The organism is Alkalihalobacillus deserti (assembly GCF_020734105.1).
Classification (GTDB): Bacteria; Bacillota; Bacilli; order Bacillales; family Bacillaceae_D; genus Halalkalibacter; species Halalkalibacter deserti.
In genome coordinates this window covers 433,476-451,031 of the sequence record NZ_JAJAFR010000002.1, presented here as the reverse complement: position 1 = coordinate 451,031, position 17,556 = coordinate 433,476, and the positions used below count along the sequence as shown (strand labels likewise).

Annotated in this window: 14 protein-coding genes; 1 reads left to right on the top strand and 13 read right to left on the bottom strand. The window is 37.5% G+C overall.

Going from position 1 to position 17,556, the window contains the following annotated elements; genetic code table 11:
* Positions 1 to 241 precede the first annotated feature (241 nt).
* Positions 242 to 1,195, bottom strand: coding sequence for a stage V sporulation protein K (gene spoVK / locus LDX58_RS05775; RefSeq protein ID WP_227935894.1), 954 nt, complete (start codon positions 1,193 to 1,195; stop codon positions 242 to 244).
* 388 nt (positions 1,196 to 1,583) lie between these two features.
* Between spoVK and LDX58_RS05770 the strand changes: the two genes are divergently transcribed.
* Positions 1,584 to 2,582, top strand: a complete 999-nt coding sequence (locus LDX58_RS05770; RefSeq protein ID WP_227935893.1) for a tyrosine-type recombinase/integrase — start codon at positions 1,584 to 1,586, stop codon at positions 2,580 to 2,582.
* Between the two features lie 305 nt (positions 2,583 to 2,887).
* On the opposite strand, the gene hfq is transcribed toward LDX58_RS05770, so the two are convergent.
* The 12 genes from hfq to LDX58_RS05710 all read right to left on the bottom strand — a co-directional run bounded on the left by hfq (position 2,888) and on the right by LDX58_RS05710 (position 17,484).
* A complete protein-coding gene (gene hfq, locus LDX58_RS05765; protein ID WP_227935892.1) occupies positions 2,888 to 3,121 on the bottom strand; it encodes an RNA chaperone Hfq in 234 nt (77 codons plus the stop codon).
* Between the two features lie 30 nt (positions 3,122 to 3,151).
* Positions 3,152 to 4,093 carry a tRNA (adenosine(37)-N6)-dimethylallyltransferase MiaA gene (miaA, locus tag LDX58_RS05760; protein ID WP_289623462.1) on the bottom strand — a complete coding sequence of 314 codons (942 nt, stop codon included), beginning with the start codon at positions 4,091 to 4,093 and terminating at the stop codon, positions 3,152 to 3,154.
* 43 nt (positions 4,094 to 4,136) lie between these two features.
* Positions 4,137 to 4,910: a class I SAM-dependent methyltransferase gene (locus LDX58_RS05755; protein WP_227935890.1), complete on the bottom strand. Its 774-nt coding sequence runs from the start codon at positions 4,908 to 4,910 to the stop codon at positions 4,137 to 4,139.
* Between the two features lie 281 nt (positions 4,911 to 5,191).
* Entirely contained in the window at positions 5,192 to 7,057 is a 1,866-nt protein-coding gene (mutL, locus tag LDX58_RS05750) for a DNA mismatch repair endonuclease MutL (RefSeq protein WP_227935889.1), read from the bottom strand.
* Between the two features lie 39 nt (positions 7,058 to 7,096).
* On the bottom strand, positions 7,097 to 9,697 hold the full coding sequence (gene mutS, locus LDX58_RS05745) for a DNA mismatch repair protein MutS (RefSeq protein WP_227935888.1): 2,601 nt from the start codon (positions 9,695 to 9,697) through the stop codon (positions 7,097 to 7,099).
* A gap of 253 nt (positions 9,698 to 9,950) precedes the next feature.
* The gene (locus LDX58_RS05740) at positions 9,951 to 10,511 is read right to left on the bottom strand and encodes an outer spore coat protein CotE (protein WP_227935887.1); all 561 of its coding nucleotides are present in this window, start codon (positions 10,509 to 10,511) and stop codon (positions 9,951 to 9,953) included.
* Positions 10,512 to 11,075: 564 nt separating this feature from the next.
* Positions 11,076 to 11,504 carry a YlbF/YmcA family competence regulator gene (locus LDX58_RS05735; protein ID WP_227935886.1) on the bottom strand — a complete coding sequence of 143 codons (429 nt, stop codon included), beginning with the start codon at positions 11,502 to 11,504 and terminating at the stop codon, positions 11,076 to 11,078.
* Complete coding sequence (gene miaB / locus LDX58_RS05730) at positions 11,501 to 13,129, bottom strand: tRNA (N6-isopentenyl adenosine(37)-C2)-methylthiotransferase MiaB (protein WP_227935885.1); 1,629 nt, start codon at positions 13,127 to 13,129, stop codon at positions 11,501 to 11,503. Before miaB ends, LDX58_RS05735 begins: the two co-directional genes overlap by 4 nt.
* 274 nt (positions 13,130 to 13,403) lie before the next feature.
* Positions 13,404 to 14,270 carry a 2-oxoacid:ferredoxin oxidoreductase subunit beta gene (locus LDX58_RS05725; protein ID WP_227935884.1) on the bottom strand — a complete coding sequence of 289 codons (867 nt, stop codon included), beginning with the start codon at positions 14,268 to 14,270 and terminating at the stop codon, positions 13,404 to 13,406.
* Complete coding sequence (locus LDX58_RS05720; RefSeq protein ID WP_227935883.1) at positions 14,271 to 16,034, bottom strand: 2-oxoacid:acceptor oxidoreductase subunit alpha; 1,764 nt, start codon at positions 16,032 to 16,034, stop codon at positions 14,271 to 14,273.
* Positions 16,035 to 16,270: 236 nt separating this feature from the next.
* Positions 16,271 to 16,531, bottom strand: a complete 261-nt coding sequence (locus tag LDX58_RS05715) for a stage V sporulation protein S (RefSeq protein ID WP_227935882.1) — start codon at positions 16,529 to 16,531, stop codon at positions 16,271 to 16,273.
* A 158-nt stretch (positions 16,532 to 16,689) separates the two neighbouring features.
* Positions 16,690 to 17,484, bottom strand: coding sequence for a TIGR00282 family metallophosphoesterase (locus LDX58_RS05710; protein ID WP_227935881.1), 795 nt, complete (start codon positions 17,482 to 17,484; stop codon positions 16,690 to 16,692).
* Between the last annotated feature and the right edge of the window lie 72 nt (positions 17,485 to 17,556).

Sequence of the window (17,556 nt, the reverse complement as noted above, 5' to 3'; positions counted from 1 at the left end):
CATACATACGCATCATACCATGAACAGGAAAAAAAAAGAAAAGATGATTTGTGCGATATAACTATTATATAGAGAATAACCTTTTTATACGATTGTTTATTATGCAAATTCTGAACTAAATAAATTCTTTCTTATTTTTTATTAAAACCAATAAGCACATCTATATCAAAGATAGTAGATGTGCTATCAATATGTTAATTTAAAGGCTCTTGGAAGGCTAACCCGCTTTTTCGATTTTAGTTTAATTTAATTTCACATGTGAAGAACTAAAATTAAAATCCTCACGTTTCATCATTAAAAGCGACTCTTTATCGAAACGATTCTCTCTTAGTAATCGTACAGCTTGCATCCTAATCGCTTCTTCAATGATATTTCGAATATAGCGCCCATTGCTAAATGTTCTTTCCTGTTCTTGTCTAATTTTTCTTATATGCTCTTTAATATGAAACTCGCCATCTCTCGTTAACTCATATTCACGTTCTCTCAACATTCGCCGGACCATTTCCATTAGTTGCTCAGTTGTGTAATTGGGGAAATCGATGGCAATTGGGAAACGAGATGGCAGTCCTGGATTAAGCGATAAGAAATACTCCATTTCATTTGAATAGCCAGCTAATATTAACACAAAATCATGCTGATGATCTTCCATCGCTTTCACTAACGTATCAATAGCTTCTTTCCCGAAGTCCTTCTCTCCTCCTCTTGCTAGCGAATAAGCTTCATCAATAAACAAAACTCCCCCACTCGCTTTTTTTAGAACCTCTCTCGTTTTTTGAGCAGTATGACCAATATATTCACCAACTAAATCTGCACGTTCCACTTCCATAAATTGCCCTTTGGCCAAGATGCCCATTTCATGGAGGAAACTTGCTATGATTCTAGCTACTGTTGTTTTTCCTGTACCAGGATTGCCTTTAAAGATCATATGAAGAACTTGCTTACTTGCCTTTAAGCCCATTTCTTCTCGACGTTGATTAATGTAGAGCCAAGCATATATTTCATTTACAAGCCGCTTTACTTCTTCAAGGCCTACGTATTCCTCGAGTTTCTTTTCAAACCTCGTTAAAATATCATGTTCTTCCTTTTCCTGTTCTGTAGAAAACAGCGAATCTTTCTGGCTTATTCTGTCCTCTGTTTTATGATTCAGTACAACGTTAATTCTCCCTCTTTTTTTTGAATTAACCGGGTTACTCATGATGTACACCCCTTTGCTGTTGCATCTAATACCTAGGTTTTATTTCCTTATACCACTATACGCAAAAATGGGCGAACTGTGACAAACACCCATCTTTCAAAGCACCAATATTTTTTCTTCTTTATATGTACCATCTTACGCAGTTAAAAATGGAAGGATGCCAATTTTTGAGCTTCTAATCCAATCATCCAAACACAAAGTCAACAATAACAAATGAAAGAACGGATATTGACTAAAAAAATACAAACTAGTCAGCTTTCTAGCCTTTTATAGACAATTAGGGTTCCTAAAAGAAGACAAACCTCGCTATTTTAGGCTGGTTTTATTCATTTAGCAGGAAAATGAGAAAGAAATAGCTAAATAATCATTATAGGGAGGGGTGTGTGTAATGGAGTATATGTTTCCGTCATTTATCCAAGAATACATTGACCAGCTTACACGCAAAGGTAGAAAAAGTTCCACGATAAAACGTTATATGTACGATATAAACGATTTCTCCTATTGGCTGCATAAAAAACGGGCTACAACAAAGGAAATCAACTGGATATCCATAACTAGAGAGGAATTAGAACTTTTCTTTACAGAATTAATAGAAAAAAGGAATTACCATGTACGGACGATAAGGCGCATTCATAGTGTTTTAAAGCAACTAGCTCGCTACCAGAAATCACTTGGTCAAAGTGAACTCAAGCCAATTGAAGAAATAGATCCCCCAGAGATGACTTATAGCTTATTACAAGAATCAGAATGGCTCACGTTAAAGGAAAAACAACAGCTATTTAAAACTCTTACTTCAACAAATGGATTATCTGATCAACAGATAGAGACATTTCCATTCTACAGGGAGAGAAATACATTTATCATTCGTTTATTCTTACAATACGGACTTACCTTGCATGAAGTACATCACCTTTCCATGAATGACATTAAGTTCGAACGTAACCAAATCAAAATTCAGTCAGCAAACCTAGTACGAATGATTAAACTGAATGAAGAAGATAAACAACTCGCTTATTCTTATTTTAAAAAGATCCCAGAACCTGTTCGTCCACGGTTTTACAGTAACGACCCTTTTATTATCGCCTTTGATTTTAAACGGAAAACATTCCACTGGTCTTATGACGATGACCAGCCAAAAAGAATGTCTATGATTGCTATACAGAAAATGTTACGAATGGAAGTGAAACGTGCCCAGTTACGAAAAGGTATTAGCGCTCAAACACTTAGAAATACATTTATTCTTTCAACACTTTTAAAGGATATACCTTCTGATGAACTGGTACAGCGTATTGGCTACACAACACCCCTATCACTGAAACGCTATATTGATACCGTAAAGTCTATGAAAGAAGATCAAATGAAACTTCTTTTAGCGAACGGGGCGTAAAAAGCCTTATTCATTCCTATCAAAAATAAAGCTTTTACGTTTGGAACGGAGCATTGATGGCTGATTCCCATCGTAGCAATCTTTGGAGTTTCACTGTCATTCACCAGTTTACTTAAGGTGATTCTTATAAGATTGATTTCCAAAAGATCTATTAGTGGATTTATTATTCGGCCATTACAATATCAACCGATTTTCTACTTAGCGTAACCCTAGAAGGAATCAATTAACAGGTTTACTAGCGATAAGTTCTGCGCCAAATAAATAAGAAAAACTCCAAAGGTTTATACAAACCTTTGGAGTTTTTCTTATTCTGCTTCTTCGGTTTTTAATTGAATATTACGTTGTGGGGCAAATGTTGAAATCGCATGCTTGTAAACAAGTTGTTGCTTTCCTTCTGTTTCTAAAACTACCGTAAAGTTATCAAATCCTTTAATTAGACCGCGAATTTGAAAACCATTTGTTAAAAAGACGGTCACTGAGATGTTATCTTTACGTAATTGATTTAAAAATTGATCTTGAATATTAATAGGTTGTTTCATCGGGGTGTCCTCCTCTAATTGACTCTCTCTTTATTTCGATATAAAAGGGAGTTTTCCTTCAATAAATAAACGAATTTCGTTAAAAGTTTGTTTGTCTAATCCGTCGGAAGCGTCGAACCATGTTGTTTCCGTCTTATTTCGAAACCAAGTTAATTGTCTTTTGGCATATCGTCTTGAGTTTTTCTTCAGTGTTTCGACCGCTTCTTTTAATGAACTATGACCATCGAAATAATCAAAAAGTTCCTTATAACCAATTGCTTGTACAGATTGACAATTTCTTATTCCACTATCGTATAGACATTTCGCCTCTTCTAGTAAGCCTTGTTCCATCATCATGTCTACTCGGTGATTAATTCGCTCATACAGCTTTGAGCGCTCCATAGTCAGTCCAATCATGACAACTTCATACGGTGACTCGGTATTCTCTTCAGTCTGTTGCTCGGAAAATGGAATTCCCGTCGCTTTCGTTACCTCAAGCGCTCGAATGACACGCCGAACATTATTCGGATGAATGAACTCTGCCGCTTTTTCATCTACTTTTTTTAACATCTTATGTAATTCTGTTGTACCCACTTCTTTCACATGGTGCTCAAGTTCTTGTCTATACTTTTCATCTGTAGGCATAGACTCAAACCCATATTTTTTTGTGATCGCATTAACATACAGTCCAGTTCCTCCTACTAGTAAAGGAATCTTTCCTTTTTGATTAATTTCTGTGATCAAAGGAATACATCTTTCTTGAAATTCTGCAACTGAAAAGGGATCTTTAGGAGTTTTGATATCAATCAGATAATGTGGAACTCCATCTTGTTCAGCTGTTGTAACTTTAGCTGTGCCTATATCCATCCCTTTATACACTTGCATCGAATCACCACTGATAACCTCACCTTTATAGGCTTTTGCAAGTTTGACACCTAAAGCCGTTTTCCCAACAGCTGTTGGGCCTACAATGACTATTAGCTTTTCTTTCATCATCTTCTCCCTATTTTCATAAATTCAAACATTAGTTGAGTTTTTAAATTTGTATATAAGCATAATGAAAAGCTGAGTGTTGACGTTTAATCACATTAAAGCCAAAACGTTGGAATCGAGCAGTTTGATAATGATCTTTTAAAACTACCCGAGTTTTAGCTACTCGTAATGCATGAGAGATTACCTTCTCGTTAAGATCATCATGACAAGCAAATTGCTTCAATCCCCTAATTCCGGTGGAGTCTGAAAGATGTTGTTCAAACATCGGATCAAAATACACTACATCGTATGACTGATTAGGGAGAGAGGCTAAATAGGATAAGTGATGGTCATGAACGACGCTAATTCGTTTCATCGCATCTAACATTTCCGTTCCTCCTTCTTGCCAACTTTGAAGACCGCTCTGAACCATATAAGCTAACGTTTGATTAGCCTCTACTCCTGTCACAAGCCCAGACTTCCCAACAGCTAATTGCGCGACAAGACTATCTGATGCAAGTCCTAATGTACAATCAAGAAAGGACATCCCTTTCCTTAAACCAGCTGTTTCGACAAGAGGATCATAACCTGTTCTTAAAAATTGTTTTACCCTAAACATAGCAGAGTTTGGGTGATAAAAAAACGGCTCACTTCCCTCTTTTGGATAAAGAGTTTCTCTCGCTTTGCCTACGACAAGAACGTCTTCCGCGTAGGTATTAATTAGATCTTGAACAGAAGTATCGCTTCGGACTATAAAACGGCTGTTCAGTTGTGAGCTCCATGACTTCGCCTTTTCAGATAAGGCATCTGCTCTTTTTCTAGCTGTTGTCACAATCATGTTCTTTGGCTCCTCCAAAATTTTCACCTATCGTCCGTGTTCCAAAAGGAGCAAATTGGCTTAATATGCTCCGCTCATTGCTGATAGATAGTTCAAAAAGGTAAAGTTCGACCTTTTCGAACTATTTCGACAGCTTATTATCCTTAGTGTTTGCAATGGCTCCTCTCGCTGCGCGCTTCTCCGAGAAGCCCACTCGGAGAAAGCTTAAAACCCTGCAGCGGCTCCGCTCATTGCTGATAGATAGTTCAAAAAGGTAAAGTTCGACCTTTTCGAACTATCTATCACATCACTCGTTTAAACATTTTTTCTAGTGCGTACGTTGAGAAGTGAACTAGAATGGGTCGTCCGTGTGGGCAAGTAAAAGGGTCACTACTTTTTCTTAGGGATTCTAGCAAGGCAAACATTTCGTCTTGGCGAAGATGCCGATTCGCTTTTATTGCAGCTTTACAGGACATTAAAATAGCCGCTTCCTCACGTAATTTCGCTAAATTGACACGACGATGCTCTAATAAATATTCAATCATTTCACGAATGGTTTCTTCCTCATGACCTTTTGGTAACCAAGTCGGATGAGCCCTGACGACATATGCTTGTGTTCCAAAAAGCTCAAGAAATACACCAACAGCATTTAGATCTTCTAGATGCTCATTAATGATCGACATCTCTTGTGCAGTGAATTCGAACGTTATTGGGATTAATAATTCCTGCAAACGCGGATCGACTTCGGCTACTTTATCACGAAAATATTCGTACTTAATTCGTTCTTGCGCTGCATGTTGATCAATTAAATACATTCCTGTCTCATTTTGAGCGATAATATACGTCCCATGCATTTGTCCAACAGGATAAAGAGCCGGAATACGTTCAAGGGTCTGCTGTGGTCGCTTTGAACTTTCTTCTACTTCTGGGTTCATAACTTCTTCTTCAAATTCTTGTTTTTGTTCAGGCGATATGGTAGCTTCTTTTACAGTTATCGTATTTGGTTTTGTCCACATAGGAAGTGACTTGTCTGCCTCTTTACTCACCAACACATTTTCTTTTAAAGAGGGCTGAGCTGTTGGTTCTGCCTTTCCATACACTTGTTCGAAATCAAACGACACTTGCTCACTTTTATAACTTTGAAATTCCGTTCGTTTCTTTGGATCCGCCGCCGGAATTAAGCTTTGTTTTTCAAAGACTTCCTTAATAGACTTCGTAATTAGATGGCCAAGTTCTTCTTCCTTGCTTAACCTGACTTCGAGCTTAGCAGGATGCACATTAACATCAATGAGTTTTGGATCCATATTAATCGCAAGTACTACTAATGGAAATCTCCCTATAGGAAGGAGAGTATGATACCCCTCTTGAATCGCTCTTGCTAGCGCATAGTTGCGAATGTATCTTCCATTTACAAAAATTGACATATATTGCCTTGATGCTCTAGTTAGCTCTGGCATTGCAACAAAACCACTAATCTCATAATCAAGCGATTGTCCTGAAATAGGAACGGTCTTTTTTGCCACTGCTCTCCCGTAAATCGAAGCCATTACTTGACGGATATCACCATTCCCTGCTGACCGTAAAACTTCTTTATCTTGATGATAAAATTCAAAGGAAACATGTGGATGCGCCATAGCTAGTCTATTAATGATATCGCTTATATTCCCGGCTTCTGTATGAACGGTTTTTAAATATTTTAACCGTGCTGGTGTATTAAAAAACAAATTTGTAACAATAATTTCTGTTCCTTTTCTCGCAGTTGCTGTTTTTTTATTTATAATTCTGCCACCTTCAATTTCAAGCTCCGTACCAGGACCATCTCCTGTACTTGTTTTTAAGCTGACATGAGCAACTGATGCAATACTCGGTAATGCCTCTCCACGAAACCCAAGTGTCGCAATCTGAAAAAGATCCCGGTCTGTTCGGATTTTACTCGTTGCATGACGATAAAAGGCCGTTTCAACATCGTCTCCCGCTATTCCATCTCCATTATCGACGATACGAATCGATGATAATCCACCTTCTTCAATTTCAATTAAAATATGAGTACTATTTGCATCTAACGAATTTTCTATTAATTCTTTGACAATAGAAGCAGGACGTTCGACGACTTCCCCTGCCGCTATTTTATTAGATAATGCATCGTCTAATTTAATAATTTTTGTCATCGAACCCCTCCATTATAGTTGTTGTTTTTTAATCAAGCGTTATTTTAACAACCGTTGCAGCTCATTAATGAATTGTATCGCTTCGATTGGTGTCATATTTAACACATCTTTCTTGATTAGCTTCTTCAGGACTTTTTCTTCTTGCTCTGACACATCAACCTTTGATTTACGTTCCTTTACTAATACAGGTTGATCTGGTTCATCAATAAAAAGAGAAAGTTGTTGTTCTTCTTTTACATCTGGTTGTTGAACTTTAATTGTTGCTGTTGTTTCTTCAAACTGTTTAAGCAGTTTTTCAGCTCGCTCTGTTACTTGGGAAGGAAGTTGTGCGAGTTCAGCTACATAAATTCCGTAACTTCGATCGGCTTGTCCATCCACTACTTTATGCAAGAATACGACAGCTCCATTTTCTTCAACTGCAGACACATGTACATTTTGTAAATCATCTAATGTTTCATCTAGTTGGGTTAACTCATGATAATGAGTTGAGAAAAGCGTTTTAGCCCGTACTACATCATGAATATACTCAATAATTGCTTGTGCTAACGCCATTCCATCATATGTTGAAGTTCCCCGCCCTATTTCATCGAGTAAAATCAAGCTGTTTTCTGTTGCTTTTGTTAGCGCATATTTTGTTTCAAGCATTTCAACCATAAATGTACTTTGCCCACTTGCTAAATCATCGGCAGCTCCTATTCTTGTAAACACTTGATCAAAAATAGGAAGTCTCACTGAGGTTGCTGGAACATAACAACCAATTTGCGCCATAATCGCGAGTAGTGCCAATTGACGCATGTACGTACTTTTACCTGCCATATTAGGTCCTGTAATTAACAGCATCTCTCTACCTTCATGCATTTGCACGTCATTGGCTACGTACTGACCCTTTTCAATCACCGTTTCCACAACAGGATGCCGACCGTCGACAATATCAATATCCCGCTTGCCTGAAAACAATGGTCTCACATAATGTCTCTTTTCACTTACAGAAGCAAACCCTGCTAAAACATCGATCTCACTAATTGCATGAGCAAGTTGTTGAATATACTCCAAGTATTGTTTAGCTTCCTCTCGAACGATCACAAACAAGTCATATTCAAGTTGCTCCATTTTCTCTTCTGCATTTAAAATAAGAGCTTCTTTCTCCTTGAGCTCGGGAGTTACAAAACGCTCTGCATTTGTTAACGTCTGCTTACGATCATACCGACCTTCAGGAAGTAAATGAAGGTTCGCTCTTGTGACCTCAATATAATAACCAAACACTTTATTAAACCCAATTTTTAACGATCTAACACCGGTTGCCACTTTCTCTTTTTTCTCCAATTCAGCAATCCATTGTTTTCCGTTTAGGCTTGCATCTCGATAAGTATCGAGCTCTTTGTGATAACCCGGACGAATCATCCCTCCGTCTGTTACAGAAATCGGTGGCTCTTCTACTAAGCTCCGCTCAAGTAAATCAATTAGTTCATCAACCTGAAGTTCTGTACTAAACCAACGATCTACAAACGTCGGTGCGATCTTGTTTATATACTCTTTTAATAGAGGCGTCTTTTGTAATGAACGCTTTAATTGAACAAGCTCACGAGCATTTACACTTCCATAAGCAATTCTACCGGCTAATCTCTCAAGATCATAGACATGTCTTAACTCATCTCTTAATTCTTCTCTTTCAAAATAACATTCTTTAAACGCTGTCACTAGTGTTAAACGCTCATCAATCTCTTGTTGATTAATAAGTGGACGCTCAATCCAATTTTTAACTAGTCTTCCTCCCATTGCTGTTACCGTTTGGTCAACAATCGCAAGTAAGGAGCCAGCCTTTTTCTTTTCTCTTAGAGACTCTGTTAACTCAAGGTTTCTTTTCGTATGCGTGTCCATTTTCATAAAGGAATTGTTTTGGTAATGCATCACTTGTTGTAAATGACCTAATGCTCGCTTTTGTGTACGAGTTAAATATTGTATAAGCCTCGCAAAACTCATGATCAACTGATCAGAATGTAGATTCTGTACTAAATGACGATATTCTTCGTGAAGATCTGTTTCATTTTCAAACGATACGGTGACCGGACATTTTTCTTGAATTCTTTTCAAAACACTTGAATCTAATTCAGTTTCGACGACAAGTTCTTTCGCTCCAGAACTTGCGATATCTTGGATTACTTCATCAAGATCACCGTGAATAAGCGTAACCGCGCACTCACCAGTTGTCAGATCCGTTCTAGCTACACCGTAAGTAGTTTCATTAAATCTCGTTAACGCCACTAAGTAATTATTTTCCTTTTCTTTAATCGTGTTTCCATACATCATGGTTCCAGGAGTTAGTACTTTTACGACCTCACGCTTAACAACACCTTTTGCTTGTTTAGGATCCTCAACCTGTTCGCATAAAGCAATTTTATATCCTTTTTCAATTAAACGGGACATATATTGATCAGCCGAATGATAGGGTACTCCACACATCGGAATCCGTTCTTCTCCTTGTCCTCGACCAGTTAACGTAATCTCTAATTCTTGTGCCGCTAAAACGGCATCATCAAAAAACATCTCATAAAAATCACCTAAGCGAAAAAATAAAAAGGCATCCTTATGTTGGGCCTTTATTTCTAAATACTGCTTCATCATTGGGGTAATCTCTGCCATTTTTGTCCTCCACCGTACAATATTAATCTCTTATATTATAGCATAGCTTCTCTAAAACTCGCATTAGGGATAAACTCCCTCTAGTTGGTAGGATGCTGAAAAAAAGGTTGATTTTTACCTTTTTCGTATGTCCTCCATAAGGACAAAAAGAGATTGGCAAACGAATTGCGATTATAAAGCTCGCTTCACTCTTTTGTCGGCTACAGTGCGAATATATAAAAAAAGCAAGCCACTTTTGGCTTGCTCTTTTGTCTTATTTATCAAATTCGCTGTGAAGAAAATTGGGATCAAGACGCTCATATTCCTCATCACTAACATCATCATGCTCAGCTGCAGGAATATCTTCTAACAGACCATCTGGATTAACGGCTACTGCTACTTTTGTTTCTCCAATACATTCTACAATAAATTCACGTTCTACTTGCACATCAACATTTGCTCCATTTTCAGAGATGGTTGCTTCAAGCGTGTTCGGTTGTTGAATCGCTCTTGCAATGACATCCATTTCATCTGAAAGAATGTTTGAATCTTGCATTGTAAGTTGAATTGCATCTGAGTAAGTAACTGTCTGTGTAGCAACGTCTGTTTTTGTATTTTTGTTATACGAAAACCATACGTTAATGTCATAGCTACCTTGCACCACAACCGTGTCGCCCTTCTTTTCTGCACTGTACTTGTGGTTGATGATCCAGCAGCCAAGAATGCTTGTCGGTCTGTGTGAAGGGCTAATCGTATGAGTTGCTTCAGAGAACTTACGACCTTTTCCACATACCGCTTTTGTAATAATCTCACGATAGTTAAATTTTTGAGACATGAAACAAAACCCTCCTTTTTCTCATATCATATCGAGTTGTCGGTCGCTCGTGTCGGCTCTCATGCCTAATTCGCTCCGCCAAATGCTTCACTGTCATCCTATGCAGGGCGAATAACCAATGTGCGAAAAAGATATAAAGATGATAGCAAAGCGTTATCTGTATCACGATATGTCGCGATTACAAAGTTTAGTACATGAATCGTTAAAAGTTCCCGAAAATCTAAAAGATTTATTGCCAAAAGATTTAATTCATGAATTGTTTTACCTGCTTTTTTCAATCTTTGTACCAATAACAATTTGGCCAAATAACCTCTTAATCCATCTATATGAGTTTAGAATCACTATTAGAATCTACAGCTGAAATTAGGTGTTAAAAAAGTCTAATTCATTTAAAAATCGAGATGAACTACTTTTCGTCATCGAAAAAAGTCTTCAACATCATTACTACCAAAACGTATATAAATAATAGAATGAATTAGCAAAAGACCAAATCCTAATGGAATTGGTCTTTTGCTGTTCCTATTTAATTCTCTAAACGAAAAGACTAAAATTAGAACGTTTTTACTACTGACATCCACCATCAAAATATGGATTCTTCGTGGTCGTCCCTTTAAGTAAATCTCCACCCATAGAAGTGATGATTTCATCTGTCACTGTTTTAGAAATCGTGTTTGATACCATTTGTAGTAACTCATTTACTTCAACTTGACTTGACTTAAATTCTTGCACTAGTGGAATCGAATCAATTTCTTCATGCAATGCGTCAATTTTAGCTTCTATTTCTTTTAATGCCTCTGATTTTCCATAATGCTGAAGGTTCACAGCTTCTTTTTGAAGCTTCTTTATTTCGGCAATCAATTCTTGCACTCTTAAATGCTCATTAATTTGTTTTTCAGCTCTTTTAAAAAAGTCAACTTCTTCTGTTTCAGCCATCATTTTTGCAAGTTCTTTTGCTTTTAAACGAATATCATCTCTTGTATAAATTGTTGTCATGATCCTTTTACCTCCGCCATCTCAACCAAATCACCATTTAGTGACCATGTTTTTGCTTCTGTTACTTTCACGTATACAATTTGGCCTATCATTGATTTAGGTGCTTTAAAGTTTATCATACGGTTGGTTCTTGTCCGACCTGCTAACACCTCTGGGTTTTTCTTACTTTCTCCTTCTACTAACACTTCAACGATTTGATCTTGATATTCCAAATTTTTCTTCGCTGAAATTTCATTCACTAAGGCATTCAGTCTTGCTAAACGTTCCTTTTTTACATCCATTGGCACATTGTCTTCCATTTTTGCTGCAGGTGTTCCTTCACGTGGAGAATAAATGTACGTAAATGCACTATCAAATTCAATTTCACGTATGAGAGATAAAGTCTCTTCAAATTGCTCCTCTGTCTCATTTGGGAATCCTACGATTATATCTGTTGTAAAAGAAGCGTTTGGGATCGCCATTTTTATTTTGTGAGCTAGTTCCATATATTGCTCTCTAGTGTATTTTCGAGCCATTAGCTTTAAAATCTCAGAATTTCCATGCTGGACTGGTAAATGAATGTGTTCAACAAGGTTTCCACCTTTAGAAAGAACAGAAATCAAATGATCATCAAAATCCCTCGGATGACTCGTTGTAAAACGAACGCGCGGGATAGCAATTTTGTGAATTTCATCCATTAGATCCCCAAGTCCATATTTCCGATCAACAAGATCTTTTCCATAGGCATTGACATTTTGACCTAGTAACGTAATTTCTTTATAGCCTTGTCGTGCTAAATCGCGGACTTCAGCAATGATATCCTCTGGTAAGCGACTTCGTTCCTTACCGCGCGTATAAGGCACAATACAATACGTACAAAACTTATCGCAGCCGTACATGATGTTAACCCAAGCTAGTGTCTTACCTTGTCTAGATCTAGGCATATTTTCAATAATATCGCCTTCTTTTGACCAAACTTCTATCACCATCTCTTTTCCAAACAGAGCATTACGAAGAAGCTCTGGTAAGCGATGAATGTTATGAGTACCAAAAATCAAATCAATATGCTGATGCTTTTGCATAATGCGGTTAACGACATTTTCTTCTTGAGACATACAACCACATACACCAACGATTAGTTCTGGGCGTTCTACTTTTAATGTTTTTAAATGTCCAATCTCACCAAATACTTTGTTCTCTGCGTTTTCACGGATCGCACATGTATTTAAAAGGATGACATCTGCCTCTGTCGTTTCCTCTGTTGACTCAAAGCCCATTTCAAGTAAGAGCCCAGCCATATGCTCTGAATCATGTGTATTCATCTGACAGCCATAAGTCCGAATGAGAAATTTTTTGCCGCTACCAATTCCCTTCATATCCTCTGGAATCAAGCTATCTGGGCGAAGAACTTGGATATCTTCTTTCCCACGACGTTTTCCTTGCTTGTAATCCGGCTGATCATAAATGGAAATTTCTCGTCCTTCGATTCGAATCACTTTTTTATGATCTTCTTCTGATATAACTTTTGCCTTAGAGAAATCAAAATACATACTATAATCTTTATTAGATTTATCGTTTGTCGATTTAATGTTCTCTGTAGCTTTTGAAGTATTTCCTAAACGTCCTAAACGTTGATCTTCATTCATCTATAAAACTCCTTCCATCCAATCATTCAACCAAAATATAAAAAGCTCATAAACTCGAGCGAATTTTAGTGAAGTTTCCTTTATACATTATACGTGGAACTTTACATAAACTCAATGAATCTTGTTTGTCCATCTTGTGGTAGTCATAATTAATATCGCAGTGCCCATTTTTCATAAGAGTATTGACTCGTATTTAAGGGTAACACTATAGCATTCAACTTTATACTTGAAAAATAAAAAGTCGATGCTCCGTGTATAGAGCATCGACTTTTATTTACATAAATTGAGCCATCATTTCCTTGAATTTTGCTTCATCTAATTGTAAATCTTGGTGAGCAAGCGGCTTTTCATCATACGTAGGAATTAACTCCTGGTAAGAGCGTTGCTCCGTATTTTGATAAATAAGACCCGTTACAAGACCATTATGCTCCATCAATGTTTGCATAGCCTTCATACGATTGTTAGGATCGTACTCTTCGACATCTGCTAGTTTCGTAATGTTTTGCTTAAACCAATCATACGTGTTCACTTTATTAAACGTAACACATGGACTAAATACGTTAATAAGAGAAAAGCCCTTGTGATTAATTCCTTGTTCAATTAGTGAAGTTAACTCTTTTAAATCACTTGAGAAACTTTGAGCGACAAATGTAGCCCCTGCAGTAAGTGCCATTTCCATCACATTTAAAGATGCTTCAATTGACCCACCTGGAGTACTCTTCGTTTTAAAGCCCATGTCACTACGTGGTGATGTTTGTCCTTTTGTTAATCCATAAATTTGGTTATCCATAACGATGTACGTGACATCAATATTACGACGAATCGCATGAACGGTGTGTCCCATTCCGATCGCAAATCCATCACCGTCTCCACCAGAAGCGATTACAGTTAAATCACGGTTCGCCATTTTCACACCTTGAGCTATTGGTAAAGAACGACCATGGACACCATGAAGACCATATGAGTTAATATAGCCAGAAATACGACCTGAACAGCCAATACCTGAAACAACAGCAAGGTCATCTGGCTCAATACCAACATTTGCTGCTGCACGCTGGATCGCTGCTTGTACAGAGAAATCACCGCAACCAGGACACCAGTTAGGTTTTGTTTTATTACGGAAATCTTTGAATGTGGCCATTTATACCAACTCCTTGCTTGCTTCAATTAAATTCTTACATGTTTGGTGTAGTTCACCTGGTAAGAAAGGATTTCCATCATATTTTAATACGTTTTCGATTTTAACATCGCCAACATTCATTTTAATAATATTCGCTAATTGAGCGGTGGCGTTGTTTTCAACAACGACTACTTTTTTCGCTTTCGCAATTTGCTCTTTTAATGCGTCTGTTGGAAATGGATGTAATAAGCGGATTTGAGCATGGTTCACTTTAATTCCATCCACTTCTAGTCTTGGCTTTGCTTCTTGAATCGTTCCACGAGTAGAATTGACTCCAATAATAAGAACATCTGCTTCTTCATGATCAGCTTGAACATAAAGAGGGTTCTTAAACGTTTTAGGTAAGTTTGCTAATTTACGCAAACGCTTATCCATTTGAGCAACTCGGTTTTCAGGGCTCTCAGATGGTTTTCCTGTCTCATCATGTTCAACACCCGTTACATGGTGAATGCCATTTTTCGTCCCTGGAATAACTCGATTAGAAACACCAGATTCGGTTACTTCATAACGCTTATAATAAGCTCCATCTACTCTCTCAGGTAGTTCCTCACCAAGCTGAAGCGATCCACGACGAATTTCCACTTTATTAAAATCTAAAGGTTCTACCGTTTGTTTACCTAAAGATAAAGCTAAGTCTGTCACTAAAATAACGGGGCATTGGAATTCTTCTGCTAGGTTAAAAGCTTCTACTGTATCATAAAAAGCTTCTTCTACTGTGCTTGGCGTCATCACAATTTTAGGAATATCGCCATGTGTACTGAAAATCATCGCCATTAAATCTGATTGTTCTTGTTTCGTAGGTAATCCTGTACTTGGACCGCCACGTTGAGTATCCATAATCACAAGAGGTTGTTCTGTCATACCTGATAAACCAATCGCTTCAGCCATTAATGATAGGCCTGGTCCTGCAGATGCTGTAAATGAACGTACTCCTGCATAGTTCGCACCAATCGCCATTGTACAAGCTGCAATCTCATCTTCGGTTTGAATAACAGTACCACCAAATTCTGGTAATTTTTCAATCATATATTCCATAATTTCAGATGCTGGTGTGATTGGATAAGCTGCCATAAAACGACTTCCTGCAGCAACTGCCCCCATGCCAATTGCATCATTTCCAATCATAAACATGCGTTTCTTACCATCTGCTTGTTCTAGTTGTAAGTCTGGAAGTTGATCTCCAGCTTCATTGCGGAAATAGTTGGCTCCAGCATGAATTGCTTCCATATTCTTCTCAACAACAGTAGCGCCTTTTTTCAAGAAAAGATCTTCTACTACGTCTTGATACGCATCAGGGTTTAATCCTAAAATGGCACTAGACGCTCCAACTGCAACCATATTTTTCATAAGGGACGTACCGAGATCTGCTGCAATTTCAGTAAATGGTACGGCAAACAAACGTACATCATAACCTTCTGTTAGAACAGGACTGAATTTGGCATCAGCAATAATAACTCCATCTTCACGAAGTTCATGAATATTTACATCGATCGTTTCTTGATCAAATGCGACTAGAATATTCAAATCATCTGAAATTGAATTTAATGGTTTGGTACTAACACGAATTTTATTGTTTGTATGTCCACCTTTAATTCGTGACGAAAAATGACGATAGCCATATAAAAAATAACCTTGACGATTCAATGCAGAAGCGAAAATTTCACCTGTACTCTCAATACCTTCTCCTTGCTGACCGCCAACTTTCCATGATAATTGCTTTCTCATTCTTTCCACCCCTAACTTATCTAATAAATCAGTTTTTTTTTGAATTTATATTATCTTAGCATATTCCCGATCAAAATACTAGACTTTCTAAATTTAAATATTATTACTAGTAAACGTTTTTATAATAGTCTCTCCCACTTGAAAAAGCAAGTATATATTAACAGTTTCTATGTTTGAGTTTAAAAAAGAACCCTACTTACACATAAGGTAAGTAGGGTTCATACAGCTATACACCATTATCTAGGCTCAACAATTATCTTCATTGCTGTTCTTTCTTCCCCATCGATTTTAATATCAGTAAAAGCAGGGATGCAAACAAGATCAATTCCACTTGGGGCTACGAACCCACGGGCAATCGCAATTGCTTTTATTGACTGGTTGAGCGCTCCTGCTCCAATTGCTTGAATCTCTGCTGCTCCACGTTCACGGATCACTCCGGCTAGGGCGCCAGCAACAGAGTTAGGTGTAGATTTTGCTGAAACTTTTAAGACTTCCATTTCTTGTACCTCCTCTGTAAACGATAAGTGGGCTGTTGATGATTACGATTGTCGTCTAATAACGAGCAAGAAATCGCTAATCGTACAAGATGTTCATCTAATTCATCATATTTCAGAAAACCTAACCTTATTCCTAAAATAAGAAATTTATAGGTTCATTACGAATAAAATGGATGATCTTCGTTAATTAAGATACGTTTAATTGATGTTGCCTGTCCTGTTTTCGGGTTCAGGTCGATCACGACAGCACTTAATTGCTCTCGCCCTTCAGCAACATTAAAACGGACTGGAAGGTTTGTTAAAAAACGATGAAGGACAGCTTCTTTTTCCACTCCAAGAATTCCATCATATGGTCCTGTCATTCCAACATCGGTTAAGTAAGCTGTTCCTTGTGGTAAAATACGTTCATCAGCCGTTTGAACATGTGTATGAGTTCCAACTACGGCAGATACACGTCCGTCTAAATACCACCCCATAGCTTGTTTTTCACTAGTTGCTTCAGCATGAAAGTCAACAAAAATAAATGGAGTTCTTCCATTTAGTTCATCAAGGATTTCGTCAGCTTTTTGAAATGGACAATCAATGGCTGGTAAAAACGTCCGCCCCATTAAATTAATAACGGCAATTTCGAGTTGATTGTATTTAAATAATGTATATCCTTTTCCAGGTACTCCAACTGGATAGTTTGCTGGACGCACGAGTGAATTAGCATGATCAATAAACTCAAAAATTTCTCGATTATCCCAGCTGTGGTTCCCGAGTGTTATTACTTGTGCACCTGCATCTAAAAAGCCTTTATAAATCTTTTCTGTAATCCCTTTACCTGAAGCTGCGTTTTCACCATTGATTACAGTAATAGTTGGCTTATACTGTTTCTTCAGCTTCATTGTATATTCCTTAATCATATTTCGGCCTGGAGAGCCGACTACATCACCTATAAATAAAATTCTCATATATGCTCCTTTAGTAATATCTAGTTTATCTTCTGTATGCCTAAACCCTAAATTAAAATATGAAAAAAGATG